27 protein-coding genes are annotated in these 25,854 nt (G+C 65.8%); 9 read left to right on the plus strand and 18 right to left on the minus strand.

The genetic code is table 11. From position 1 onward, the window contains the following. Window positions 1–31: 31 nt before the first annotated feature. The 9 genes from GQO94_RS03290 to GQO94_RS03330 form a co-directional block, all read right to left on the minus strand. On the minus strand, window positions 32–586 hold the full coding sequence (locus GQO94_RS03290; protein ID WP_156839714.1) for a hypothetical protein: 555 nt from the start codon (window positions 584–586) through the stop codon (window positions 32–34). Between the two features lie 118 nt (window positions 587–704). Continuing rightward, window positions 705–1,229 carry a demethoxyubiquinone hydroxylase family protein gene (locus GQO94_RS03295; RefSeq protein WP_156839715.1) on the minus strand — a complete coding sequence of 175 codons (525 nt, stop codon included), beginning with the start codon at window positions 1,227–1,229 and terminating at the stop codon, window positions 705–707. Then, window positions 1,226–1,699: a disulfide bond formation protein B gene (locus tag GQO94_RS03300; protein WP_156839716.1), complete on the minus strand. Its 474-nt coding sequence runs from the start codon at window positions 1,697–1,699 to the stop codon at window positions 1,226–1,228. The genes GQO94_RS03295 and GQO94_RS03300 overlap by 4 nt, the downstream gene beginning before the upstream one ends. A 9-nt stretch (window positions 1,700–1,708) precedes the next feature. Continuing rightward, a complete protein-coding gene (locus GQO94_RS03305; RefSeq protein WP_156839717.1) occupies window positions 1,709–3,040 on the minus strand; it encodes a S41 family peptidase in 1,332 nt (443 codons plus the stop codon). A gap of 123 nt (window positions 3,041–3,163) precedes the next feature. After that, complete coding sequence (locus GQO94_RS03310) at window positions 3,164–4,405, minus strand: murein hydrolase activator EnvC family protein (RefSeq protein ID WP_332310815.1); 1,242 nt, start codon at window positions 4,403–4,405, stop codon at window positions 3,164–3,166. 39 nt (window positions 4,406–4,444) lie between these two features. Continuing rightward, window positions 4,445–4,867 (minus strand): 23S rRNA (pseudouridine(1915)-N(3))-methyltransferase RlmH, encoded by a 423-nt coding sequence (locus GQO94_RS03315; RefSeq protein ID WP_156839718.1) that lies wholly within the window; start codon window positions 4,865–4,867, stop codon window positions 4,445–4,447. 94 nt (window positions 4,868–4,961) lie between these two features. Next, window positions 4,962–5,363, minus strand: coding sequence for a ribosome silencing factor (gene rsfS / locus GQO94_RS03320; protein WP_156839719.1), 402 nt, complete (start codon window positions 5,361–5,363; stop codon window positions 4,962–4,964). Window positions 5,364–5,476: 113 nt separating this feature from the next. Next, entirely contained in the window at window positions 5,477–6,115 is a 639-nt protein-coding gene (locus GQO94_RS03325) for a nicotinate-nucleotide adenylyltransferase (RefSeq protein WP_156839720.1), read from the minus strand. 18 nt (window positions 6,116–6,133) lie between these two features. Next, window positions 6,134–7,408, minus strand: a complete 1,275-nt coding sequence (locus GQO94_RS03330) for a glutamate-5-semialdehyde dehydrogenase (protein ID WP_156839721.1) — start codon at window positions 7,406–7,408, stop codon at window positions 6,134–6,136. 315 nt (window positions 7,409–7,723) lie between these two features. On the opposite strand from GQO94_RS03330, the gene GQO94_RS03335 reads away from it, so the two are divergent. Together GQO94_RS03335 and GQO94_RS03340 are read left to right on the plus strand one after the other, a co-directional pair. Further along, window positions 7,724–8,815 carry a M23 family metallopeptidase gene (locus GQO94_RS03335; RefSeq protein ID WP_332310816.1) on the plus strand — a complete coding sequence of 364 codons (1,092 nt, stop codon included), beginning with the start codon at window positions 7,724–7,726 and terminating at the stop codon, window positions 8,813–8,815. Continuing rightward, window positions 8,802–9,224 carry a bactofilin family protein gene (locus tag GQO94_RS03340; RefSeq protein ID WP_156839723.1) on the plus strand — a complete coding sequence of 141 codons (423 nt, stop codon included), beginning with the start codon at window positions 8,802–8,804 and terminating at the stop codon, window positions 9,222–9,224. The genes GQO94_RS03335 and GQO94_RS03340 overlap by 14 nt, the downstream gene beginning before the upstream one ends. Window positions 9,225–9,557: 333 nt before the next feature. Here GQO94_RS03340 and GQO94_RS03345 read toward each other — a convergent pair whose 3' ends face one another. The 3 genes from GQO94_RS03345 to GQO94_RS03355 all read right to left on the minus strand — a co-directional run bounded on the left by GQO94_RS03345 (window position 9,558) and on the right by GQO94_RS03355 (window position 12,072). Then, a complete protein-coding gene (locus tag GQO94_RS03345; protein WP_156839724.1) occupies window positions 9,558–10,265 on the minus strand; it encodes a DUF1013 domain-containing protein in 708 nt (235 codons plus the stop codon). Window positions 10,266–10,400: 135 nt separating this feature from the next. After that, entirely contained in the window at window positions 10,401–11,015 is a 615-nt protein-coding gene (locus GQO94_RS03350) for a glutathione S-transferase family protein (RefSeq protein ID WP_156839725.1), read from the minus strand. 55 nt (window positions 11,016–11,070) lie between these two features. Then, entirely contained in the window at window positions 11,071–12,072 is a 1,002-nt protein-coding gene (locus tag GQO94_RS03355) for an NAD(P)H-quinone oxidoreductase (RefSeq protein WP_156839869.1), read from the minus strand. Between the two features lie 89 nt (window positions 12,073–12,161). Between GQO94_RS03355 and GQO94_RS03360 the strand changes: the two genes are divergently transcribed. The 7 genes from GQO94_RS03360 (at window position 12,162) to GQO94_RS03390 (ending at window position 19,487) form a co-directional block, all read left to right on the plus strand. After that, window positions 12,162–12,380, plus strand: coding sequence for a DUF1192 domain-containing protein (locus GQO94_RS03360; RefSeq protein ID WP_156839726.1), 219 nt, complete (start codon window positions 12,162–12,164; stop codon window positions 12,378–12,380). 120 nt (window positions 12,381–12,500) lie between these two features. Then, window positions 12,501–14,879, plus strand: a complete 2,379-nt coding sequence (gene clpA / locus GQO94_RS03365) for an ATP-dependent Clp protease ATP-binding subunit ClpA (protein ID WP_156839727.1) — start codon at window positions 12,501–12,503, stop codon at window positions 14,877–14,879. Window positions 14,880–14,946: 67 nt separating this feature from the next. Further along, on the plus strand, window positions 14,947–15,951 hold the full coding sequence (locus GQO94_RS03370) for a ligase-associated DNA damage response exonuclease (RefSeq protein WP_156839728.1): 1,005 nt from the start codon (window positions 14,947–14,949) through the stop codon (window positions 15,949–15,951). A 162-nt stretch (window positions 15,952–16,113) separates the two neighbouring features. Beyond that, window positions 16,114–17,721 (plus strand): cisplatin damage response ATP-dependent DNA ligase, encoded by a 1,608-nt coding sequence (locus tag GQO94_RS03375; RefSeq protein ID WP_156839729.1) that lies wholly within the window; start codon window positions 16,114–16,116, stop codon window positions 17,719–17,721. A gap of 81 nt (window positions 17,722–17,802) precedes the next feature. Further along, a complete protein-coding gene (locus tag GQO94_RS03380) occupies window positions 17,803–18,201 on the plus strand; it encodes a group II truncated hemoglobin (RefSeq protein WP_156839730.1) in 399 nt (132 codons plus the stop codon). 39 nt (window positions 18,202–18,240) lie between these two features. Further along, on the plus strand, window positions 18,241–18,873 hold the full coding sequence (locus GQO94_RS03385) for a YoaK family protein (protein ID WP_156839731.1): 633 nt from the start codon (window positions 18,241–18,243) through the stop codon (window positions 18,871–18,873). An 83-nt stretch (window positions 18,874–18,956) separates the two neighbouring features. After that, window positions 18,957–19,487 carry a DUF1993 family protein gene (locus GQO94_RS03390; protein ID WP_156839732.1) on the plus strand — a complete coding sequence of 177 codons (531 nt, stop codon included), beginning with the start codon at window positions 18,957–18,959 and terminating at the stop codon, window positions 19,485–19,487. On the opposite strand, the gene GQO94_RS03395 is transcribed toward GQO94_RS03390, so the two are convergent. The 6 genes from GQO94_RS03395 to GQO94_RS03420 are packed head-to-tail and all read right to left on the minus strand — an operon-like array spanning window position 19,474 to window position 25,772. Further along, window positions 19,474–19,752 (minus strand): DUF167 domain-containing protein, encoded by a 279-nt coding sequence (locus GQO94_RS03395; RefSeq protein WP_156839733.1) that lies wholly within the window; start codon window positions 19,750–19,752, stop codon window positions 19,474–19,476. The two genes, GQO94_RS03390 and GQO94_RS03395, sit on opposite strands and share 14 nt — an antisense overlap. Beyond that, window positions 19,752–20,315: a gamma carbonic anhydrase family protein gene (locus GQO94_RS03400; protein WP_156839870.1), complete on the minus strand. Its 564-nt coding sequence runs from the start codon at window positions 20,313–20,315 to the stop codon at window positions 19,752–19,754. The genes GQO94_RS03395 and GQO94_RS03400 overlap by 1 nt, the downstream gene beginning before the upstream one ends. Window positions 20,316–20,320: 5 nt before the next feature. Beyond that, window positions 20,321–22,534: a spermidine synthase gene (locus tag GQO94_RS03405; RefSeq protein WP_156839734.1), complete on the minus strand. Its 2,214-nt coding sequence runs from the start codon at window positions 22,532–22,534 to the stop codon at window positions 20,321–20,323. Further along, window positions 22,531–23,085 carry a GNAT family N-acetyltransferase gene (locus tag GQO94_RS03410; protein WP_156839735.1) on the minus strand — a complete coding sequence of 185 codons (555 nt, stop codon included), beginning with the start codon at window positions 23,083–23,085 and terminating at the stop codon, window positions 22,531–22,533. Before GQO94_RS03410 ends, GQO94_RS03405 begins: the two co-directional genes overlap by 4 nt. Beyond that, entirely contained in the window at window positions 23,082–24,077 is a 996-nt protein-coding gene (gene hemB / locus GQO94_RS03415; RefSeq protein ID WP_156839736.1) for a porphobilinogen synthase, read from the minus strand. Before hemB ends, GQO94_RS03410 begins: the two co-directional genes overlap by 4 nt. A gap of 60 nt (window positions 24,078–24,137) precedes the next feature. After that, window positions 24,138–25,772 (minus strand): M23 family metallopeptidase, encoded by a 1,635-nt coding sequence (locus GQO94_RS03420; protein WP_232332751.1) that lies wholly within the window; start codon window positions 25,770–25,772, stop codon window positions 24,138–24,140. Window positions 25,773–25,854 lie beyond the last annotated feature (82 nt).

Below are 25,854 nucleotides of genomic sequence, written 5' to 3' on the forward strand. Positions count from 1 at the left end.
TTGAGCAGCGGCCGGCGGGGGCCGCAAGCGGTCAGTCGTCCTTCTGTGCGCCCGCTTCGCTGGCCATCTTCTTCGCGACGTCTTCCTGCGCCTTGCGCTGAAAATACTCGCGCTCGGCCGCTTCGACACGGGCCTGCTCGCTGGCGGCCTCATCGTCGATGGTCGAAAGCCGCTTCTGCCGTTCCGCATCGATCAGTTCGCTGAAGCGCACGTCGGTCCCATTGGTGCGTTCGGCATAGGCCGCATCGATCAGCTTCTGGGTGCAGCCGGTCGCGCCCCCGGCGCCGACCGGGGAGCAGCTCAGCGTGCCGAAGCTACCGATCGTTTCGTAAGCGAGAACCTTCTCGTTCCACGATTCGCTCTCGGGATTGTCGATCCCGCGCAGAGGCTCCGGAATCCTGTAGCGCTCCGCTTCGTCCTTGCGCGCGCAAATCACGATTTCGTCGCCTTGCGACTGCGGGCATGGATCGTCGCCATAGACGATGACCTGATTGTAGCGTTCGCCCTCGTCCTGAGCCTGCGCCGCAGTGACGGGAAGGCCGCTGATGAGCGCGGCGGCGGCGAAGAGATAAAATGGACGGGACATCGAACGGGCTCCGGAATTTGGCGCTAATGCGGCGACTATAGGGGTGCCGCCATTGAATGATAGCTGAAGCAAGGGGGTTGGTTCCCGCCGCGTCGCTCCATCGCGCCGGAGCGGGGGCTCAGATCCTTTCGGACAACCGGATCGCCAGGCGGCATCCGAGACGGATCGCGCCCGAGAGGAAGGGATAGCCCGGCGCTCCGCGGGCCCCGGCTTCGATCGCCGCATCGTGATGCGCGCGCTCGTCATCGCGAAACTCGCGAATCGCTTCGGACAGTTCGGGATCCTCGCCGTCCAGAGTTTCGAGCTGCTGGGTGTAGTGCCGTTCGATTTCGGTCTCGATCGCGGCCGTGCACGCCATCGCCGCTTCGGGTCCCATGAGCGCGGTCGCGGCGCCCAGCGCATAGCCGGCGGCCGACCACAAGGGTTGCAGCGCGGTCGGACGAACGCCACGCTCGGTCATCATCGCGTCGAACCGCTCGCGATGGCCCACTTCCTGCGCGGCCATTCCGGCGATCAGCGAGGAACCGGGAGCGCGATTGCCCATGACCGCGATCTGCCCCTCGTAGATGCGCGTGGCGCCGTATTCGCCGGCCTGGTCGACGCGCAACATGCGTTCGGTAAGCTTGGCTGCGGTATCGGTCATGCGGGTTTCCTCTCGGCGGTCAGCAGGAAGACGAGTGCGAGCGCGGCGGCGCTCGAGAACAGGAAGTTCCACCCCGCCAGCGAAATGCCGAACAGGGTCCAGGGCGCAACATCGCAACGGATCACCGGCGCGTCGAGGATGGCCTCGAGGGCTTCGGTGCCTGCCGGCCGGCCCGTCGTGCTGCAAGCGGTCACGCCGTCCCACCAGCCATATTCGACCCCGGCATGGAACGCGCCGATGGCGCCCGACACGGCGATCGCAAGCGCGGCCAACGCCAGCACCGCTTTCGGTCTCGGGATGAGCAGCGCGACGATCGCGAGCCCCAGCGCGACGAACTGCGGGTAGCGCTGCCACCAGCACATCTCGCAGGGGTAAAGCCCGAAGGCGTACTGTCCGAGATAAGCACCGCCGAGCAGAAAGGCGGGAGTCGCGAACGCGAGCAGACGCGCCGCCCTGATCCCCTCACCCATGGGCCGGCATCAGCGCTTTCGAGCCGCGAACGCGGGAGTGTTGGCAGTGCGCTGGAGAGTCTGCACGGCATAGTGCAGCTGGAAATCTTCGATTCCCTTCTTCTTCAGCTCCTCGGCCGTCTCGGTGAAGCGGGGATCCTGCTTCTTGTCGTCCTCGAGCTTCTTGTCGTCGAGCGAAACCTCGTTGATCAAGTGGCCGCGCAAATCGGATTCGCGAATCGCGCGATCGGCACGGGCCTTCGCATCGGGATCCGAAAGCTGCGGCACCTTGATGTCGGGTTCGATGCCGCCTTCCTGCACCGAGTGACCGGACGGCGTGAAATAGCGCGCCGTGGTGAGCTTGACCGCGCTGTTGCGGTCGAGCCCGATCAGCGACTGGACGCTGCCCTTGCCGAAGCTGCGCTCGCCCATCACGACGGCGCGCTTCTGGTCCTGCAAGGCGCCGGCGACGATCTCGGAAGCCGAGGCGCTGCCCGCGTCGATCAGCACCACGATCGGCAAGCCATTGGCGATATCGCCCTTGTGCGCGCGGTAGACCATGTTCTCGCTCGAAAGGCGTCCGCGCTGCGAGACGATGTCGCCGCTCTCCAGGAACAAGTCCGATAGCGCGACGGCTTCGTCGAGCGAACCACCGGGATTCGAGCGCAGATCGAGCACGAGCCCGGCCAGCTTGTTGCCGGTCTGCGCCTTGATCGAGGCAATCGCGGCATTGACGTCCCGGCCGACGTCGCGGGAGAACTCGTTGACCGAGATCACGCCGACATTGTGCTTCACTTCGTGCGTCACCGGTTCCAGTTCGATCACGCCGCGCGTCACCGTCACATCGAACGGTTCGTCGCGTCCGGGACGGAATACCGTCAAGCGGATCGACGTGCCGGCGGCACCGCGCATCTTGGCCACGGCTTCATCGAGGTCGCGGTCGAAATAGAGCTGGCCGTCGAGATGGGTGATGAAGTCGCCCGCTTTCAGGCCCGCCTTGTCGGCAGGGCTGCCCTTGAACGGCGAAATGATCTTGACCGCTCCGTCCTCGAGGATGACCGAAAGGCCGAGACCGGTGTAGTTGCCGTCGATCATCGTTTCGAGGCGCTGCAGCGAAGCGCCGTCGAGATAGCTCGAATGCGGATCGAGACTGGCGAGCATGCCGTCGATCGCGCCGCGCAGCAGCTTGTCGTCGTCCACCTGATCGACGTAATTGTCCTTCACCAGCTGGTAGATCGCGAAGAGCCTGCCGAACTCCGCGCTCGAGCGTCCATCGACGGCCGCAAGACCGGCAGTCGATGCCGGAACCAGGGCGACCGCGCTGACGAGCAGAGTGGCGCGGAACAGGGGCAGCAGTTTCATTGCGGGTGCGGACCTCTTGGAAATATCGCTGCTTACAATATGCGCTTTGGCTAATTAATGCCAGATGGCTGCAAGGGATGGCGAAATGCGGTCCAAATCCCGAGTCATGCCGACTCCGATGACTCAGTTCGGCCGCACATAGCGCAGCGGGTTGACCGGTTCGCCGTCCTTGCGCAGCTCCACCCCGATCACCGGCGAGACCGGCCCCGCGATGCCGAGCGGCGAGCCGGACAAGAGCTCATCGCCCACGTCCACGTTGATCCGGGCCAGGCCCGTCACCAGCGTGGTCCAACCGCCATCGTGCGCGATGATGACGATCCGGCCATAGCCGCGGTACGGACCCGCGAAAGCGACTCGCCCCGCGGCCGGCGCGACGACTTGCGCATTGGGCCGCGTTTCGAGCTCGAGCCCCCGCGTCCGGCGCTGGTTCTCCCGGGTCTCGCCGAAACCCGTGATCACGCGCCCGCCCACCGGGAGGACGTAGCCGGCGATCCCTTGTGCGACAGGCGCAAAGCTTTCGACGTCGACCACTTGCGAAACCTCGGGACGTGCAGGCCGCATGATCGGCCCCGGCAAGCGTGCCAGCCGCTCGCGCAACTTGCCCTGGCGACCGACTTGCTCGACCAGCCCGCCGAGATCGCCGGCCTTTTCCGCCAGTGCCAGAGCGCGCTCGGCTTCGCGCGCCGCCGTGCCCGAAGCGGAACGGCTGGCGAGCCGCTGCTGGCTTTCGAGCGCCGCGAGCTGCTTGCGGCGGTCTGCCAGTTCGGCTTCGCTGCGCCGCATCGTCTCCACCGCCGCCAGCGCGCGGCGTTCGAGCGCGCGGCCCTTTTCGATCTCTTCGCGCAAGGCTGCCGTGCGCGTCTCCACTTCCGGCAGCATCGTCTCGAGCAGCGCGCGCAAATGCATCGTGTCCTCGACCGAGCCGGGGCGCAGCAGCGCCAGTGCCGGAGGGCGGCGCGAAAGCCGTTGCAGCGCGGCAGTGAGGCGCACGAGCGGGCGCTGGCGTTCGGCCAATGTTGCCCTCAACCGGTCGCGCGCTTCGCCGATCAGCTTCGCTTCCGCTTCGCGCGCTCCGACCGCGGCCTCGGTTTCCTGGATCCGCGCCGCCAGTGCTGCGGCCTCGCGCTCGGTCCGCGCGACGCGCTCGGTGGCGGCGCGGGCCTCGCGCTCCAGTTTCTCGGCGCGTTGTCGGGCAAGGCTGCCTTGCCGGCGCGCTTCGATCAGCTGCGATCGGATGATGCGGACGTCGCGCAGGCCTGCAGGGTTGATCAGCGCGCTGCCCTGCTGCGCGGAAACCGCCGCCATGCCGGCAAGGCTCACGGCGCACGCGAGACCCGCACCGACAAGGAGGCGCTTTGACATCATGGGCAGATCCCTAAGCGCGCAAAAGCCCGTGAAGCAAGCTCAGCCGGAACGATGATAGGGATGCCCGGCAAGAATGCTGGTCGCGCGCCAGAGCTGTTCGGCGAGCATGGCGCGGGCCAGCAAGTGCGGCCAAGTCATGGCGCCGAAGGCGAACAGCAGATCGGCCTCCTTGCGCTCGGCTTCGCTGTGACCGTCGGCGGCACCGATCACGAAGCGAGTCTCGCGCACGCCGTCATCGCGCCAGCGGCCAAGCAGCGCGGCGAAGTCCTCCGAGGGCATCGCCTTGCCGCGCTCGTCGAGCAGGACGAGCCGATAGGGCGTCTGAAAATCCGGAATTTTGCCGCCGGTTTCCGGCAGCTCGGTATGGCGAAACGGCCAGGCAAGGCGCTTCGCGTACCGGTCGAGAAGATCGGCCTCGGGGCTGCGACCAAGTTTGCCCCGGGCCACAATGTGCAGCAGCATCACATCCTCGCGCGGCCTTGCGACCACGCTTTCCTAGCACCCGCAGTCCGATGCGAAGGCCGAACCTGTCGCCCGTCAGCAGTCGGCGGCGGCGTCAGGCCTCCCCGGCGGCGCCTTCTTCGAAACCCCACATCCGTTCGAGATTGTAGAAGCTGCGAACTTCGGGGCGGAAGACATGAACGATCACTTCGCCCGCATCCACGAGAACCCAGTCGGCGGCGGGAAGCCCTTCGACTCGCGCGCTGCCGAACCCGGCATCTTTCAGATTTTGGGCAAGCTTCTGCGCGATCGCGGCGACTTGCCGCGTCGATCGCCCGCTGGCGACAACCATGTAGTCGGCGATGCTCGATTTTCCGTCGAGCGCGATGGTCACCACTTCCTGAGCCTGATCGTCGTCGAGCGATTCCAGGACCAGCGACAAACGGGACTCGGCCTCGTCAGTCATGGTGATGGCGGCGGCGCCGGCCTTGGCCGGCTGGATTTGCGCCTGTGTCATCGAGTTTGCGTAGACTCCTTTTCAAAACGGAATGTGCGGCGGACCCGCCATTCTTCCGCATGCCGCCCTAATTTTGGGATAACTGCCTGATCTCGCAAGATCGGCCGGCCTGCTCATGCGGCGTTACCGGGGATGGGACGAAAGGTGACGCCATCGCGCAGATGGGTCGCTAACGGCCCGTCTGCCCAGTCGGGATCAGCTTCGCGGATTGCAGAGGCCGAACGCGTATCAGGGTCAAAACGCAAGATCACCAGCGCCGGAGCGCTCCATCCATCCCGGGCAAAGAGACTGGAGGCGGGCTCCCGGTACCGCCCGAGCCAGGCCATCGCGGGGCTCGCGATAGCGTCGGCATCATAGCCCGGACGGGCGATCACCGCAATCGGCATCGTTCTCGCTATATCGCGCCACTGCTTCCACTCGTGGAACTGGGCGAGATTGTCGCTGCCCATGAGCCAGACGAAGCGATGTTTCGGCCAGCGTCGCGAGATCCGGCGCAAAGTTTCGACCGTGTACGGCGTGCCGAACTCGCGCTCCATCGCGGTCACGCGGATCGGCGCGCGGCGCGCCATGCGCCGCGCGGAGGCGAAGCGCTTCGCCAACGGCGCCATGCCTTCGCGCGGTTTGAGCGGATTGCCGGGCGAGACCAGCCACCAGATCTCGTCGAGATGCAGAGCCTCGCGCGCGAACAGCGAAATGCGGCGGTGCCCGCCGTGCGCCGGGTTGAAGCTACCGCCCAGGATCCCGATGCGCATCGCCCGGTCTCGCGGCGGTCAGTTGCGGATCTGCCCGGTCCCGCGCACCAGCCACTTGTAAGTCGTGAGCCCTTCGAGCGCGACCGGGCCGCGCGCGTGGAGCCGACCCGTGGCAATGCCGATCTCGGCGCCGAGGCCGAACTCGCCGCCGTCAGCGAACTGGCTCGAGGCGTTGACCATGACGATGGCGCTGTCGACCCCAGCGAGGAAGCGCTCGGCCGTTGCGGCATCGCTCGTCACGATCGCATCGGTATGGCCCGAGGAATGCTCCGCGATATGGGCCAGCGCGCCGTCCAGCCCGTCGACCACGGCCACCGAGAGAACGGCATCGAGATACTCGGTGTCCCAGTCCTCGTCTTTCGCGGGGCCGATCCGCGGATCGAGCAGCCGCGCGCGGGCATCGCCGCGCAATTCGCAGCCGCCGTCGAGCAAATCGGCGACCACGCGGGCGCAATCCGGGAACGTGGCGTCGAGCAGCAGGGTCTCCATCGCTCCGCAGATTCCGGTGCGGCGCAGCTTCGCGTTGTGCACGATGGTGCGCGCCATCTCGGGATCGGCTGCGGCGTGAACGAACGTGTGACAAATCCCGTCGAGATGCGCGAGCACCGGCACGCGCGCATCGGCCTGGACGCGCGCGACGAGACTTTTGCCCCCGCGCGGCACGATCATGTCGATCAGTCCGGCAGCAGTGAGCATCGCACCGACCGCGGCACGATCCTGCGTCGGCAGCAATTGCGCGGCATCCGCAGGCGCGCCGCCTGCGGTGAGCCCCTTGGCGATCGCCGCCTGGAGCGCACGGTTGGAATGGACCGCCTCGCTGCCCCCGCGCAGCAGCACCGCGTTGCCCGAGCGCAGGCACAAGGCCGCGGCGTCCACCGTGACGTTCGGCCGGCTCTCGTAAATGATGCCGATGACGCCGATCGGAATGCGGACCCGCGACAACGCCAGGCCGCTGGGCGCCGTGCTCTTGTCGATCACTTGTCCGACGGGATCGGGCAGCGCTGCGACGTTCCCGACGGCATCGGCGATTCCCGCCAGCCGATCGGCATCGAGGCGCAAGCGATCGAGCAGCGCGCCGGACAAGCCGTTCGCATCCCCCGCCGCGACATCGCGCGCATTCGCTTCCAGGATCGCGGCGCTTTCGTGCCGCAGCGTCTCGGCGACCGCTCGCAGCGCATCCGCGCGGGCATCGCTGGACATGGCCGCCAACTCACGCTGCGCGGCGCGCGCCGCTTTCCCGAGGCGCTGGACGAGCGCGTCGGGGGTTTCGATCTTGGGGTCGTGAATGGTCATGATCGCCGCCTAGCACCGCGCCCCGGGGTTGTCACCGCAGGCGCGTCGCAGCGACAAGAGTTCCGCAGCGTTGTGTGGCAAACTGAACGGAAGCTCGCAGGGTTCCCGTAAATTTACTCAGCTCAACGCTTCGAAGGCTCGGCTCACCTCGATTCCGCAGATCGGCAGGACGACCCGATTCGCGTTAGCCAACCTCAGTTGCTAGGTGCCGCCGCAGACAAGGGTACGACAAGCGGGGTTGTCGATTTGCTACATTCATCCGCCGGCGCGTTCGGGACGCGCTTGCGGACCATTTTCCCTGACCGCGAGTTTTTCATGCGGTCTCAGGGTCAGGTCCGTTTCATCAAGGTGTCATCGCGCCTTCAGATTTCCGCGGTGGCGATCGTGGCATTGCTGCTGACCGCCTGGATCGGTTTCATGATCAGCCTCTCGATCAGCCAATATTCGGCCAGCCGCGATCAGGCGGCGCTGCGCGCCCGAGAAGCCAAAGTGCTGACGGCCGAACACCGTGTCGCCGAATATCGCAGCGATATCGATAGCCAGGCCGAGACGCTCGCGCGCCGCCAGGATTTCATCGAGAAGATGGTCGAAGCCCATCTCGGCGACTTGCCCGACCCGGCCGAGAGCGATTCCGATGGCGTGGATACGGCGGACAAGACCAAAGCCAATCGGTCAGCCAAAGCCGATGCGTCACTGCCGGAAGCGAAAACGCTGTCGCGCATCGAAGCCGAACAACTCAGCTTCGTCGAGCGGCTGACGCGTTATGCGGACAAGCGCGCCGCCGCGGCGTCGCGCGCGATCGCGCAGCTTGGCCTCAATCCCAAGACGATGGCCAGTGCCTCCGGCAAAGCCGCGCAGGGTGGTCCGCTCCTCAAACTCGCCACTGCGAAGGACGGTTCGCTCGATCCGCTGTTTCGCCGCATGAGCAAGAGTCTGGCCCGGATGGACGCCCTGGAGCGCGGCCTTGCCGGCATCCCCCAAGTGCAGCCCGCGAATGTCGCCTATGTCTCTTCCAGCTATGGCTATCGATCCGATCCCTTCACCGGGGACGCGGCGTTTCACGCGGGGCTCGATTTTCCGGGTCCGCTCGGCTCGCCGATCTTTGCCGCAGCCGCCGGAACGGTCCGCTTCGTCGGCACCAAGCAGGGCTACGGCAATTGCATCGAAATCGACCACGGCAACGGCTTGATGACGCGCTATGCCCACTTGTCGCGCTTCGGCGCCCGCGTCGGCCAGAAAGTCGATCTTGGCGTTCCGATCGGCGCGATGGGGAGCACCGGGCGCTCGACCGGCTCACACCTCCACTTCGAGGTCCGGATCAACGATCGCCCCGTCAATCCGCGCCCATTCCTCGAGGCAGCAGCACATCATGTTCAGCAGACGACCAAGGACGATGCCCAGAGTTAGCTCCCTTTCGGGCCGTGGCAGCAGTGATGCCTCGACCTTTTCGATCCTCGGAAGCGATCTCGTTCTGCGAGGCAACATCACCGCATCCACGGATATCCATATCGACGGCCGCATCGAAGGCGACATCGCCTGCAAGTCCATCGTCCAGGGCGAGGGCAGCACGATCATCGGCTCGGTCGTGGCCGAGACGGCGCGAGTCGCGGGTCATGTGACCGGCTCGATCGCCGCGCGCGAAGTCACGGTGCTGAAATCCGCCCGAATCGAGGGGGACATCGCCTACGAAAGCCTGACCATCGAGCAAGGTGCGCAGCTGGAGGGACGCCTGAGCCCCAATGGCGCGACGCCCGGCATCGCCCGGCGCGACGAAACCGGCGAGGCGCAGCTGATTCTGGCCGGCCCGGCGGAGTAGCCGGTCTAGCGCCGGTCCTTGCGGGCGACCGGCGAGGGAGCGCGAATTAGGGCGCGGGGCTTGCTGCTTCGGGAACTGCCGGGTCGGTTCGTAGAGACGCAGATAAGCCGCTCATCAAACAGTCTCGTCATGCTGAACTTGTTTCAGCATCCATTTCGCCACCCAGTCAGGTCTCGCCGACGGGCACATGGATGCTGAAACGAGTTCAGCAAGACGGAATTGGCTGATTGTCCGGCTTTCGGCCACCGAGCACCGACGCGCGCGGACCGACTGTCGATCCGCGCGATGCACTCCAGGTCTCGCCGACGTCCTGTTGCAGACGCCGGCGCGGCTTTACGGGTTGTCGTTGCCGGCGGCTTCGGACGCGCGCTTCGCTTCGAGCCAGGCTGCGGCCTCGGCTTCCTGCGCCGCCTCGTTCGCGGCGCGGACCGCGTCCTGACGCTCCTTGCGCAGTTCGTCGATCAGGGCCTGCTTGTCGTCGCCCAGCCGCGAATCGTCGACCACTTCGTCGACGATGCCGGCCTTCTTCGCCGCCTTGGCGACCACCGCGTCGAGTTCGCGCTGCGAGCACAGGCCCAGCGTCACAGGATCCTTGGGCAGGATGTTCTGGATGTTCCAGTGCGACCGATCGCGAATCGCGCCGATCGTGTTGCGCGTGGTGCCGATCAGCTTGCCGATCTGCACGTCGGAAACCTCGGGGTGATTCTTCAGGATCCAGGCAATGCCGTCGGGCTTGTCCTGCCGCTTCGAAACCGGCGTATAGCGCGGGCCCTTGGTGCGGCTGACCGTGACCGGCGCCTTGTGCATCTTGAGCGAATAGTTCGCGTCGTCCTGGCCCTTTTCGATCTCTTCCATCGTCAGCTCGCCTGAACGCACCGGATCGCGCCCGGTGTACTTGCTCGACGCGAGATCGTCGGCCATGGCCTGAACCTCGAGAATGTGCAGGCCGCAGAACTCGGCAATCTGCTCGAAGGTCAGCCCGGTGTTGTCGATAAGCCAGGATGCGGTGGCGTGAGGCATCAGCGGCGTCGGCTGGCTCATGGTTGTTCTCTCCAGCGGAAACAATAAGGGCCGCCCCTTTGCGGAGCGGCCACTGCAGGCTCGACTTAGGCGATCATGGCCGCTTCGACAAGCCTTCGCGGCCGAACTTGCGCGTTATGGCCCCCTGGCCCCGGTCTATTCCATCGGGATATAGCGCTCGAGCGCCTCGATCCGACGCAGCCAGGCGCACACCGCTGGATAATCGCGCAAGCGAAAGCCGCCTGCCTCGCAGACATGGGTGTAGGGATAGAGCGCGATGTCAGCGATGGTGACCCGGTTCGCGACGAACCAGTCGTTCCGCCCCAGCTTTTCCTCCATCACCGCCAGCGCATCCTCGCCCGCGGCGCGCTTGGCGACAATCTGGCTGCGTTGGTGCTCGGTCAGGTTGGCCTGGCCGACGAAGTGCAGCCAGAAGCGCAGCGTCGCGACGTTGGGTTCGTGATTGTATTGTTCGAAGAACATCCAGCGCAGCATATCGGCGCGGTCGAACCGGTCGTCGGGCACCAGCGCCGAGCCTTCGGCAAGGTACCAGCACGCGGCGTTGCTTTCGGGCAGGAAGCGATCACCGATCTGCAGCACCGGGATACGGCCATTGGCGTTGACGGTCTCGAGAAATTCGGGGCGGCGCGTATCGCCCTGCATGATGTCGTACTGGCGCAAGTCGATCGGCTGACCGAGCAGCGCCGCGGTCAGCTTGATCTTGTAGCAGTTGCCACTGCGGGGGTCCTCGTGAAGCGTCAGTCGTTCCATTGCGCCCTCCTGATCACACCGATGAGACCAAGTCCGGGGCGTAACCGCGGACCGCTCAAACCTCCAGAACGATCTTGCCGACGTGGTCGCCCGATTCCATCCAGGCATGCGCGGCGGCGGCTTCGGCCAGCGGGAAGACCCGGTCCATCACCGGTCGCAAGTCGCCCGCGGTGACCAGCGGCCACGCATTGTCCAGCACGTCCTGGACCAGCATCGTCTTGAACTCGACCGATCGCGGACGCAGGGTCGAGCCGGTCAGCGTATAGCGGCGGCTCATGATTACGGCCATGTTGACTTCGGCCTTGGCGCCACCCTGGACTGCGATCGACACATGCCGCCCATCTTCGCTGAGGCATTTGAGATTGCGCGCCACGTAATCGCCGGAGATCATGTCGAGCACGAGGTCGACGCCCTTGCCGCCGGTGATGCGTGCCACTTCCTCGACAAAGTCGCTCGCCTTGTAGTCGATCGCGTGCGCGGCGCCGATCTCCAGCGCCCTGGCGCATTTTTCCGGACTGCCGCATGTCACGATGACGGTGATCCCGAAGTGCTTGCCGAGCATCGTCGCCATCGTGCCGATCCCGCTGGTGCCGCCGTGCACGAGAATCGTCTCGCCCTGCCGCGCCCAGCCGCGTTCGAACACGTTGTGCCATACGGTGAGCATCGTCTCGGGCAGCGCCGCGGCCTCGGCGAGCGAGAGTGATTCGGGAACGGGCAGGCAATGGCCGGCCTCGGCGAGGCAGTATTGCGCATAGCCGCCGCCCGAAACCAGCGAGCAGACCTTGCGGCCCAGCCAGTCCGACGAAACGCCCTCGCCCAGCCCGACGACTTCGCCCGCGATTTCGAGACCGGGAAGCGGCGACGCGTCTTTCGGCGGAGGATACTTGCCAAGGCGCTGCATCACGTCCGGCCGATTCACGCCCGCGAAGGCGACTTTGACCAGGACTTGCCCGGCCCGCGGCTGCGGAAGCGGGACCTGGCGGGGCTGGAGGACTTCGGGGCCACCCGGTTGATCGAAGCCGATGGCCATGATTTCGGTCGGTAGATTCTCGGACATGAGACCGTGTTGCCACAGCGCCACGGCTTTGGGGAACATAATTTACGACTTGTTGACAGTCGCGAATTCCCGTCCGATGCTGCACTGCAATGGACGAGGACGATCGACCGCGGCGGCGGTTGCCCGAAGGGAGTTTCGGGGCCGCTAGTCTCCTCGCCAGCGAGAGCCTCGAGAGCTATTCGCTGGACGAACTCGACGCACGTGTCGTCCTTCTCAAATCTGAGATCGACCGGATCCAGTCCCACCGTGACAAAACGGCCGCGCACATGAAGGCCGCGGCGGACCTGTTCAGGCCCAAGCAGCCGTGAACGGCGTAGAGACCCATCTCGCAAGCTTCCCCGAGCTTCCTATATTGGAAGCATTAACGAATACGGACCAAACTCTTCCCCCAGAAGGAAGGCCGTGCTCTTCCAACGAAAGACCGCAAGATGCCCAGCTTCGCGCAAAGCCTTGAAAAGACGCTCCACTCGGCGCTCAGTCATGCGTCGGACCGGAGCCACGAATACGCGACTCTCGAACACCTTCTGCTCGCGTTGATCGACGATCCCGACGGTGCCCAGGTCATGCAGGCCTGCGGTGTCGATCTCGGCGACCTCGGCGATGTCGTGCGCCAGTACCTCGATCAGGAATACCAGTCGCTCAAGACCGAGGAAAAGGGCGATCCCGCCCCCACCGCCGGTTTCCAGCGCGTGATCCAGCGCGCCATTCTCCACGTCCAGTCCTCGGGCAAGGACACGGTGACGGGCGCCAACGTACTCGTCGCGCTGTTCTCCGAGCGGGACAGCTACGCCGTCTACTTCCTGCAGCAGCAGGACATGAGCCGCCTCGATGCCGTCAGCTACATCAGCCACGGCATCGGCAAGGGCGGCCGCCGAATCGAGGACCGCTCGCCCAAGGGCAACGAGGAACAGGCCCCGCAGGCCGAGGAGAAATCCGAAGCCAAGGGCGGCAACAAGAAGGACTCCGCGCTCGACCAGTTCTGCGTCAATCTCAACGAGAAGGCGCTGTCGGGCAAAGTCGATCCGCTGATCGGACGGGGCCCTGAAGTCGATCGCACGGTGCAGATCCTGTGCCGCCGCTCGAAGAACAACCCGCTCTACGTAGGCGATCCCGGCGTGGGCAAGACCGCTATCGCCGAGGGCCTTGCGCGCAAAATCGTCGAAGGCGACGTGCCCGAGGTGCTCGAGGAAGCCGTGATCTATTCACTCGACATGGGCTCGCTGCTTGCGGGCACGCGTTATCGCGGCGATTTCGAGGAACGCTTGAAGCAAGTCGTCTCCGAGCTCGAGAAAATGCCGCACGCGATCCTGTTCATCGACGAAATCCACACCGTGATCGGTGCGGGCGCGACGAGCGGCGGAGCGATGGACGCATCGAACCTGCTCAAGCCGGCGCTGTCGGGCGGCACGATTCGCTGCATCGGCTCGACCACGTACAAGGAGTTCCGCAACCACTTCGAAAAGGATCGCGCGCTGCTGCGCCGGTTCCAGAAGATCGACGTGAACGAGCCCACGGTCGAGGATACGGTGAAGATCCTCAAGGGTCTGCGCACCGCTTTCGAGGAGCACCACAAGGTTCGCTACACGCCCGATGCGATCAAGACCGCGGTCGAGCTTTCGGCGCGCTACATCAACGACCGCAAGCTGCCCGACAAGGCGATCGACGTGATCGACGAAGTCGGCGCGATGCAGATGCTGGTTCCCCCCAGCCGTCGGAAGAAGACCATCACCGCGCGTGAAGTGGAAGCGGTGATCGCGACGATGGCGCGCATTCCGCCCAAGACGGTCAGCTCGGACGACAAGAAGGCGCTTGGCAGTCTCGAGAAGGATCTGAAGCGCGTCGTGTTTGGACAGGACAAGGCAATCGAGGTTCTTTCGACCGCGATGAAGCTGAGCCGTGCAGGCCTGCGCGATCCCGACAAGCCGATCGGTTCGTTCCTGTTCTCCGGCCCCACCGGCGTCGGCAAGACCGAAGTCGCGCGTCAGCTCGCCTCGATCATGGGGATCGAACTGAAGCGCTTCGACATGTCGGAATACATGGAACGGCACTCGGTCAGCCGCCTGATCGGCGCGCCTCCGGGGTACGTCGGCTTCGATCAGGGCGGTCTGCTGACCGACGCAGTCGACCAGAATCCGCACTGCGTGCTCCTGCTCGACGAAATCGAGAAGGCGCACTCGGACTTGTTCAACATCCTGCTGCAAGTGATGGACAACGGCCGGCTCACCGATCACCACGGCAAGACGGTCGACTTCCGCAATGTCGTGCTGATCATGACGACCAATGCCGGCGCGTCGGACATGGCGCGCCAGGGGATCGGCTTCGGCGACATCTCCAAGGCGGATGCGGGCGACGAAGCGGTCAAGCAGATGTTCTCGCCGGAGTTCCGCAACCGTCTCGATGCGATCGTTCCCTTCGCCTATCTCGGCAAGGACACGGTCAGCCGCGTGGTCGACAAGTTCATCCTGCAGCTGGAACTGCAGCTTGCCGACCAGAACGTGCACATCCAGTTCGATTCGGATGCGCGCGAGTGGCTGGGCAACAAGGGCTATGACAAGCTCTACGGCGCGCGGCCGATGTCGCGGCTGATCCAGGAGAAGGTCAAGCAACCGCTCGCCGAGGAGCTGCTGTTCGGCAAGCTGGCGCACGGCGGCGAAGTCCATGTCTCGAAAAAGAAGGACGAGGACGCGCTCAATTTCGAGCTGACCCCGGCACCGCCCAAGCTGTCGCGCCGGAAAAAGAAGGCGCCGGCGAAGAAGGTGACCGCGAAGAAAGCGCCGCCTTCGACCGAGACCAGCTCGGACGACTGAGCCAGCTACACCAAAGTGAAGCACGGATGGGGTGGGAACCACGCGGTTCCCGCCCCATTTTTCTGAGATGGGACAGGATTTCAGCTGGATACGCGCCGAGCCTTGGGGGATCCACGTCGGCCCCGCCGATTGCTGGATCGATCCCGCGCGGCCAGTCGAGAACGCGCTGGTGACGCATGGCCACGCCGACCATGCGCGCGGCGGGCATGCGCGGACCTTGGCGACGCCCGAAACGCTGGCGATCATGAAGCTGCGCTACGCGACCGAGGATGGCGCGCAGTCGGTGCAGTACGGCGAAACCATCCGGCTGGCCGGCGGCGTCGATGCCACCTGGCTGCCGGCGGGCCACGTGCTGGGCTCCGCGCAGATCCTGCTCGAACATGCCGGTGAGCGGATTGTTGTCACTGGCGATTACAAGCGCCGCCCCGATCCGACCTGCGCGCCGTTCGCCGTGACGCCCTGCGATGTGCTGGTCACCGAGGCGACCTTCGGGCTCCCCGTGTTCCGCCACCCCCCGGTCGAGCACGAGATCGCCAAGTTGCTGCAGGCGCTGGCCGACAATCCCGATCGCTGCGTGCTGGTTGGCGCCTATGCGTTGGGCAAGGCGCAGCGGCTGATCGCCGAATTGCGCGCGGCGGGGCACCGGGACACGATCTATCTGCATGGGGCGATGGAAAAGATGTGCCGCCTTTATGAGGAGCACGGCGTCGATTTGGGCGATCTCGCGCTGGTGAGCGAAGTGAAGAAGCTGGAGCTGGTCGGCAAGATCGTCGTCAGCCCGCCGAGCGCTCTCAACGATCGCTGGAGCCGGCGCCTGCCCGATCCGATCACGGCCATGGCCTCGGGCTGGATGCGCGTGCGCCAACGCGCGCGCCAGCGGATGGTGGAATTGCCGCTGGTCATTTCAGACCACGCCGACTGGGACGAGCTCACCCAGACGATCACCGATGTCGATCCGCAGGAAACCTGGATCACGCATGGCCGCGAAGATGCGATGCTGCGCTGGTGCCAGCTCCACCAGCGCAAGGCCCGCGCGCTGGCGCTGGTCGGCTACGAGGACGAAGATGATTGAGCGCGCCAGGATCCTCCCCGGCACGGGGAGGGGGACCGCCCGAAGGGGGGTGGAGGGGCACGCTGCGACGTATCTCGACGTAAGCGGCGGGAGGGAGATGACGCACCTGCCCCTCCACCATGCTGCGCATGGTCCCCCCCCCCGTTTCGGGGAGGTTTTGTAGTGGAGGACTTTGCCGCGCTGCTCGATGCGCTGGTCTATACGCGCAGCCGCAATGCCAAGCTCAAGCTGCTGGCGGATTACCTCGCGCGCACCCCCGATCCCGATCGCGGCTGGGCGCTGGCGGCGCTGACCGACGGGCTCGATTTTCCCGCGGTGAAAAGTTCGACGATCCGCAACCTGCTGACCGAGCGGATCGACCCTGTGCTGTGGACACTGTCGCGCGACTACGTCGGCGATAGTGCCGAGACCGCCAGCCTGCTCTGGCCCGAGCCGGAGGCACCGCCAAGTCCGCCCAGCGTCGCCGAAGCCGTGGACGCGCTGTCGCACATGACACGCGCGAACGTTATGGTCGACCTGCCGCACCTGCTCGACCGGCTCGATGCCGAAGGGCGCTATGCGCTGCTCAAGATGGCGACTGGTGCGATGCGCATCGGCATTTCCTCGCGCCTGGCCAAGACCGCGTTCGCGCAGGCTTTCGGCGTTTCGGTGGAAGACGTGGAGGAACACTGGCACGGCCAGGAGCCGCCTTACGCGGCGCTGTTCGCCTGGGCCGCCGAAGGCGCGGAGCCGCCCTCTTCGGAAGGGCTGCCGCTGTTCCGCCCGTTCATGCTCGCGCATTCCCTCGAAGAGACCGTCGTCGACATGGCGGACTACGTGGCGGAATGGAAATGGGACGGGATCCGCGTGCAAGTGGTCCGCGCCACCGGCAGCGACGGGGTCGGCGAAACACGCGTCTATTCGCGTTCGGGCGACGATATTTCCGCGACCTTTCCCGAGATCGCCGAATCGCTGGCGATCGATGCCGTGCTCGACGGCGAACTGCTGGTGCGCGGCTCGCATCAGGGCGGCGAGGAAGGCGGCGCTGCGAGCTTCAACGCCTTGCAGCAGCGGCTCGGCCGCAAGACCGTCAGCAAGAAGCTGCGCGCCGAGGCTCCGGCTTTCGTGCGGCTCTACGATGCGCTGATTATCGAAGGCGAGGACTTGCGCGAGCAACCGTGGAGCGAGCGGCGCGGACGGCTCGAAGCCTTTGTCGAGCGCCTCGATCCCGACCGGTTCGACATCAGTAAAGTGATCGAAGCGGAAAGCCTCGAGGATCTCGCTACGATCCGCGAACGCGCACGCGACGATGCGATCGAGGGCGTGATGCTCAAACGCCGCGATTCGCCTTACATCGCCGGGCGGCGCGTGGGGTACTGGTACAAGTGGAAGCGCGACCCGCTGCTGATCGACTGCGTGCTGATGTATGCGCAGCGCGGCTCGGGCAAGCGCAGCTCGTTCTATTCGGATTACACGTTCGGCTGCTGGGACGGCGATCCCGATGCGGGCGCCGAACTGCTGCCGGTGGGCAAGGCCTACTTCGGATTCACCGACGAGGAACTGAAGTTTCTCGATCGGCACGTGCGCACGCATACTGTCAACCGCTTCGGGCCAGTGCGCGAGACCGACAAGAGCCTGGTCTTCGAAGTGGCCTTCGATTCGGTCCACGCGAGCAAGCGCCACAAGTCGGGCGTCGCCATGCGCTTTCCCCGGATCAGCCGCATCCGCACCGACAAGCCCGCGCACGAGGCGGACCGGCTGGACACGCTGAAGGGCCTGATTCGCGACTGAAGCTTGATCTCGATCAAGGCACTCAGATCCGCGTTGCGTATGCCGAAGGTTCCAGAGTCACGACCAGAGAGCAGCACGCCCATGCCGAGGCAGGATCGGATCCCCGCCACGCCCTTTTACCGCCTCGGCGGCCACGCAACCTTCCAGGCGATCACCGACCGGTTCTACGATCTGATGGAGAGTGAACCCGAATTCGCCGAGCTGCGCGCGATGCACGCTGCCGATCTTGGCCCCATGCGCGAATCGCTGCCGCTGTTCCTCGCAGGTTGGGCCGGCGGCCCGCGCGACTGGTTCGAAGCCAACCCCGGCCGCTGCATAATGAGCGTGCACAAGCCCTTTGAGATGAATAAGGCGGTCGCCGCGCAGTGGGCGGATGCCATGACGTGCGCGATAGCGGACGTCGATCCGCAGCCCCCCGAACTAGCCTCGGCGATGTCCGGCATTCTCGCCGATCTCGCGCGGGGCATGAGCAGCGACTGAAGGCTGGCCTGCCGCGCACTGGCACAGTAGCCTCGCGGCGTGCAGAGCCTCGACCGTCCACGACGTCTTCTCGCCTTCGCGATTGCCGCCCTTGCCGGTTATGTGGACGCGATCGGCTACCTGGCGGCGGAGGGGTACTTCGTATCGTTCATGTCGGGCAATACGACGCGCCTGGCGACAGATTTCGTCCGCAGCCCGCAGCTTGCCTTCACGCCGCTGCTGCTTGTCGGTGGGTTCGTCGGCGGGGTGGCGCTCGGCCGGGTGCTCGCCGCCAAAACCGGACGGCATCGCAAACCCTCGGTTCTTGGCGCCGTGACGCTGTTCCTCGCGGGCGCATACGGTGCGCGCCTTGCTGGATCACCCACAGCGGCGCTGGCCTGCATGGTCCTGGCGATGGGAGCGCTCAACAACACATTCCAGCGCGACGAGAATCCGGTCGGCCTCACTTACATGACGGGTGCCCTCGTCAGGATCGGCCAAGGCATCGCCGACCATGTGACCGGGCGCCGGTCGACCGGGTGGCTGCTCTTCCTGGGACTTTGGATCGCCCTGGCGGGCGGCGCGATTTGCGGCGCCTTCGCGTTCGTCGAGCTCGGCGTGGTCAGTCTCGGCTTCGCCGTGCTCGGATCGGCCGCGCTATGCCTGGGTTCGTTCGGAATCTCCAAACGCTGATGCGAGGGCTTTCGAAGCACTGGCGAACTTCGCTCTAGGCCCCTAATCCGAGGCCGACCTTGGCCGACTCAGGATTACCCACGATGCACTATGCCGAATTCGCCTTCACCACGTTCCGCCAGATGCTGGGAGTTGCCGACGACTGCCTCGCGAAGGCCGAAGCCGCTGACATCGGCGATGACGTGCTGGCGGCGCGGCTTGCCGAGGACATGTTTCCGCTCGGGCATCAGGTCATGGTACTCGATTGGCAAGTCGCCGAAATGCTGGCGCGCTGCGCCGCGATCGGTGTCGACGTGCCGCGTCGTGAGGACGATCCCGCGACCTTGAGCGAAGCCCGCCAGCGGATCGCCGAGACGCGCGCGCGTCTCGACGGAGTGACGCCCGAGGCATGCCTGGGTGAAAACGAGCAGGTCGCGTTCGAACTGCCCATGGGCATCGGCTTCGCCATGACCGCCGGCGAATACGTGCGCGACTGGGCGATCCCGCAGTTCTATTTCCATCTGATGGCGCTCTACGCGATCCTGCGCAGCGAGGGGCTCGACCTAGGCAAGAAGGACTATGTCCCGTACATGTGGCAATACGCGACCAAGGGCGTGCCCGTCAGCGAAGCCTGAAGCACTTCTCGCGAGAAGTTGCGCCGCGCAACAACTCGACCCGCGACGGCGCCAAATCGAAAGCCGCCGCCAGCAGCGCGGCGACGGCGACGTTCGCCTTGCCTGCTTCTGGCTTGGCTCGGACCTTGGCGTGCAACCGCCCTTGCGCGATCTGGAGCGATTCCTCGCGCGCGCCGGGCGTGACGCGGACCTTGATCGCACCTGTCTCGTCGACGAGGGCTTCCAAGGCGTCCGGATCGGGCAAGGCCGGGCGCGGGCGGGCCATCAGGCGCCGGGGCCAAGCGCCTCGGCGTGGAGCTTGCCATTTTGTACATACCTGGCGACGCCGGCCTGGTGGTCGGCGATTTCGTCATCCGACAAGTCGCGCGCGAATTTCGCCGGACGACCCATCCACATCTGCCTCGCTCCGATCGTCTTGCCCGGCGTCAGCATCGCGCCGGCCGCGAGCATGCCGTCTGATTCGATCGTGCAATCGTCCATCACCACCGACCCGAGACCCACGAAGGCTCGGTCGGCGAGCGTGCAGCCGTGGACCATAGCCATATGGCCGATCAGCACGTCCTCGCCGATCAGCGTGGGATAGCCAGCGGGCCGTCCGGGCTTGGGGCTGTCGCAGTGGACCACGCTGCCGTCCTGGATGTTGGTGCGCGCGCCGATGACGATGCGATTGACGTCGGCGCGGATCACGCAGTTGTACCAGATGCTCGCTTCGGCTCCGATCTCGACGTTGCCGATGATCCGGCAGCCCGGGGCGATGAACGCGCTGGGATGGATGCGCGGAGCGTGGCCGTTGATCGCGGCGATGGTCACGTCGGTGCGATTGGTCATGGTCATCATGGCGTTCCCAACAGCTTGGCCCATTCGATATAGGGCAGGATCGAGGCGTGATCATCAGTCCAGGCCGGACCGGACGGCGGCATCAGCCAGTCCCAGCGTTCGCCCGGACGCAGCCGTTCGAGTTCATCGAAGCGCGCCGGATCGCGGGAAATGGCGACCCAGGACGACGGCGTTTCGCTGATCCGGTCTTGCGGATTGTTGTTGTGGACGCGCGCTTCCACGCCCTGCGCCTTGGCGATGGCCGAAACGACCGGCTCGAGATCGATGTATCGATTGGAGATGTGCAGCAGCAGGATGCCGTCGGGTTTGAGCGCGCGCAAGTAGACGGCAACCGCTTCCTTGGTAACGAGGTGGAGCGGAATCGCATCGGAGCTGAAGGCATCGATCGCGAGCACGTCGTAAGACGCCGGCGCGGCCTCGGCGAGCTTGAGCCGCGCGTCACCCAGCACCACGCGCGCATCGGGCGTGCACTGGTCGAGATAGGTGAAGGTGCCGTCGCGCGAGAATTCGAGCACGGTGCGGTCGATCTCGAAGAAGGTCCAGCTCTGGCTCGGCGCGGCCAGACAGGCCAGCGTGCCCGTGCCGAGCCCGACCACGCCGATGCTGGCATTGCGCCCGAACAGCAGCGGCGCCGAATCGAGCACGATCTCGACACCGGAATCCGGGCCGTAGTAGCTCCCCACCTCGCGCGACCGCGCGGGATCGAGCGACTGCTGGCCATGCAGCGTCGTGCCGTGCACCAGCATCCGCAGTTTGTGATCGGGATATTCGCGCACGGTATAGACGCCGTAATAGCTGCGCGTGCGCAGTCCCTCATAGCTGGTCTCGATCGTGCGGAACCCGCCTTGGACGAGCATCATCGCGAGCAACGCCAGCACGAAAGCCCAGCGCCACGGCAGCAGCAGCAAGCCGACGCCCGTCACCATCACGGTCAGGAACACCTGGAACAGCCCCTGCCCCTCTTCGGTCGCGGCATCGAGCAGCAGCCAGCACAAGCACACGACCAGCAGCAAAAGCGCGGCGCGCGCGATCCGCGACATCGCGGGATCGAGATCCGGCAAGCGCCGCCAGTCTAGCCGTTCGGGGAGCGGCAGCAGAAAGGCGGCGAACAGAATCAGCAACGGGTGCTCCCACACCCAGTCGAAAACTTTGGGCGCGATCAGGGCGGTGAAAACCCCGCCCAGCGCTCCACCCGCGGACATCACGAAATAGAACAGCGTGAGTTGCGAAGGGCCGGGCCGCGCATCGTAGAGCCGGGAATGCAGCGCGACCGCGATCGCGAACAGCAGGAGGCAGCTGCCCGCGGCGATCGTGAGCGTCCCGGTGTTCGACGAAAGCATGGCGAAGCTGCCGGCGAACAGCACGATCGCAGGGGTGACGAATGAAATGGCGCTGGCCACGACGCGGTTGTCGGCGAACGCGAACACGAAGCTCAGCAAATAGAGCCCGAGCGGGATCACCCAGAGCAAGGGCATCGCGAAAATGTCGGTGGTGAGGTGCGTGGTCGTCGAGAGCATCAGACCCGACGGCACCGCCGACAGCGCGAGCCACAAGGTAATGCGACGCCAGCCGATCGGCTCGGGTACCGCGTCCGTCGCGGCGGTGTCGGCCGCGCGGATGCGCATGTCGCGGTTCGACCATGCCGCCACTGCCACCAGCAGCACCAGCACGGCATAGCCGATGCTCCAGCCCACGCTTTGTGCCCGCAGCGACAACAGCGGCTCGACCACGATCGGATAGGAGATCAGGCCGAGGAAACTGCCGATGTTCGAGGCGGCGTAAAGCGACCACGGCTCACCCGCTTCGGGATCGGCGGCGAACCAGCGCTGCATCAGCGGCGCCTGCGCGGAGATCGCGAAGAACACCGGGCCGATCGTCATCACCAGCAGCAGCGGAACCCACAGCACTTCCCAGCCCGCCTTCGGCTCGGCCAGCGGATAGAGCGCGATCGGCAACACGGTTCCGGCGAGCACCAAGAGCAACAAATGCAGCGCCGCCTGACGCCGCAACGGCAGCCGAGCGAGCCAGTGCGCCCAGGCGTATCCCGCGAGCAGCAGCGCCTGATAGACCAGCATCGCGCTGTTCCACACGTTCGAGGCCCCGCCGAGACGCGGCAGCGCCATGCGCGCCACCAGCGGCTGGACGAGAAACAGCAGGAAACTGCCGACCAGGATCGTGGCCACGAACAACGTCCGGCGCGACATCGTCATGTGGGGCTCCGCCTGGCGTCATTGTTTTCGCGGGCCAAGCTGTAGACGACATGACGCAGGAGCGGATCCTCCTTCGTCAACTTGGGATGGTCGAAATCGAGACCGTCGCAGTATTGCATGCCCAGCCGCTCCATCACCGCGCGGCTGCGACGATTGCCGATGTGCGTGATCGCCCAGACCGCATCGTCGGGCTGATGGGCAAAACACCAGTCGATCGTCGCCTGCGCCGCTTCGGTCACGTAGCCCGAGCCCCAGCACTCGCGCGCCATGCGCCAGCCGATTTCGAGTTTGCCGACGACCGGCCCGACGCTGCCGCGGATCACGCCGCACCAGCCGATCAGGCGACCGTCCTCGCGGCGGTCCATCGCCCAGAAGCAGTGGCCGAGCTCCTGCTGCATCGCCTGCATCCGCGCCACGAGCGCTTCGGTTTCGGCCAGATTCAAAGGCGCGCCTAGCGTCGCCATGACCTCGGGATCCGAACAGATCTGCTGGAACGGCGCGACGTCGTCGGCCCGCCAGGGCCGCAGGCGCACCCGCGCGGTTTCGATCATGCGCCCAGCAGTCGTGCCGCGTGGGCTGCGTGATAGGTCAAGACACCCGAGCCACCCGCGCGCTTGAACGCCAACAGGGTTTCGAGCACCAGTGCATCGCGGTCTCCGGCGCCGGCAGCGGCGGCGGCCTCGATCATCGCGTATTCGCCCGAGGTCTGGTACGCGAAAACCGGAACGGCAAAACGGTCCTTCACTTGCCGGATGATGTCGAGATAGGGCAGCCCGGGCTTGACCATGACGCTGTCCGCACCCTCGGCGAGATCGAGCGCGACTTCGCGCAGCGCTTCCTCGGCATTGCCGGGATCCATCTGATAGGTCTTCTTGTCGCCCTTGAGCAGCCCGCTCGAACCGACCGCGTCGCGGAACGGTCCGTAGAACGCGGAGGCGTACTTGGCGGCATAGCTCATGATCTGCACGTTGGCATGGCCATCGCCTTCCAGCGCCGCGCGGATGACGCCGATACGGCCATCCATCATGTCGGACGGCGCGATGATGTCCGCGCCCGCCTGAGCCTGGTTGAGCGCCTGACCGACCAGCACGTCGACGGTCGCATCATTAAGGACATAGCCGGCATCGTCGATCAGCCCGTCCTGCCCGTGGCTGGTGTAGGGATCGAGCGCGACGTCGGTCAGGACCCCAATGGCGTCGCCCGCCGCGTCCCGGATCGCGCGGATCGCGCGGCACATGAGATTGTCGGGGTTGAGCGCTTCGCGCCCGTCTTCGCTGCGGCGTTCGGCCTGGGTGTGCGGGAACAACGCGAGGCACGGGATGCCGAGCGCGATCGCTTCCTTGGCGCGCGCCGCAATCCCGTCGACCGACCAGCGCGAGACGCCGGGCAAGGACCCGATCGGGTCCTCGATCCCCAAGCCTTCGGTCACGAACAGCGGCCAGATCAGATCCGTCGGATCGAGCCGGGTTTCACGATGTAGCGAGCGGCTCCACGATGTGGCGCGGGTTCGACGAAGGCGGATGTGGGGATAGCTGCCGGTCATGCCTGCTGCTTGCAGCAAAACCCCGCAGGCATCAATCGCCTGGCTCGCGGTCGCGACCGATCAGGTGCCGGCGGGCGGGACGACCTTGCGCTGGTTGGAGAGCCGCTCGATCTCGCGCGCCGGTTCGGCCGACGCTTTGGTTTCCCCGCCGATATCGCCCAGAGCCGCGCCGGGCTCGATCTGGGTGAGTTGCGCCAGCCGGTGCTTGAACGAGGCAAGCTCCTTGCCGTCGATCTGCGGCTGCGAAACGAAGCGGATGCTCAGCGGATTGACCTTGCGATTGCCGCGATACGCTTCCCAATGGAGATGCGGGCCGGTCGAAAGGCCGGTCGATCCGACATAGCCGATGACTTGCCCCGCCCGCACGCTGGCACCCGAACGCACCGCGATGCGGCTCATGTGTCCGTAGCCGGTGCCGATGCCGCCGCCATGTTCGAGCCGCACGTAGTTGCCATGTCCGCCGTGGCGCCCGGCGAAGCTCACCCGGCCATCGGCGACCGCGTAGATCGGGGTTCCGTACCGCGCGCCGTAATCGACACCCGAATGCATCCGCTTGTAGCCGAGAATCGGGTGACGCCGCATGCCGAAGCTCGAAGTGATGCGGCCCGCGACCGGTTGTCCCGGTGCGCGACTGGTGGTGCGGCCGACGCCCGATGCCTCGAACATTTCGCCGTTCTTGCCCCAGCGAACCAGTTGCAGCTTCGGCTTGCCGCCGCGCTCGAGGCCCGCATAAAGCAGCTCGCCGACTTGCCGCTCGCCTTTCGCGGAGCGCTTGTAGGCGACGATAAAATCGAATTCGTCGTCCGCGCGCACATCGCTTTCGAGGCTGAGGTGCTTGTCGATCGCACGCAAATAATCCTGGATCGCGGCGATCGGTGCGCCGCTGCCGCGCGCGGCGCGATAAAGGCTCGAGCCGACTTTGCCGCGAATGCGCAGCGGCGTTTCGTCGACACGGATCGGATGGCGCACCACGGCGAGCCCGCCATCGGTGCGGACCACCGAAAGATCGAGATCGAAGCGCGCGCGAAAATCGATGGCGCGCAAGGCACGCGGCTGTTCCGGGGCGGGACGGCGTCCGAGCGTGATGTCGAAGCGGGTTCCGGGTGCGATCTCGCTGGTCGCGACCGCGCTGGCAATCAGGCGGACGGCGCGATCGGTATCCGCCGGGCCGACGCCCGCGCGGGCCAGCATGGCACCCAGTCCGTCGCCCTGCCCCAGCGTCGAAGCCAGTTCCAGCGTGGGCCGTTCGGGCGCATTTGGCAGTTCGGTGACCAGCGCGGTCGCGCCCATCCGGCGGCCACTGTCCGCGCCAAGCGCCAGCGGCATGATCATCTGACTGCGAAATTCATCGCGAACCCGGTCGTCCCTGGGCATCGAGGTCGCGGCTTCCAGCGCGGACAGATCGGGCCAGAACGCAAGCGCGACCGCGCCGAGCGCGACCATCGTCCCAAGGCCGCGCAGCCAGCGGACACTGCCGATGTTCTGCGCCAGATCAGGAGCCAGTTCGACGCGGCCGCACCAGCGTTCGATGCCTTGTCGCGCGCGGCTCAGGCGGCCATCCCGGCCTGCGCGGGGGGGAATTCCGTCCGAAGGGTGCGAGGCACGATCGAGGATCTGCGCATGCGCGAGCGAGGCGGTTTCCCCGCTCTCACTGGCCGTAGGGCCGAACCCACAATCATCAGCTGCCTTGAACACGACCCACCCTTTTTGGCCATCCTTTTGGCCACCCATTTGTCGCTCATTGGATTTGTTCCATATGTCCCTGCCGCATCAAGGT

This window comes from Novosphingobium aquimarinum (assembly GCF_009746585.1).
GTDB classification, from domain to species: Bacteria; Pseudomonadota; Alphaproteobacteria; order Sphingomonadales; family Sphingomonadaceae; genus Novosphingobium; species Novosphingobium aquimarinum.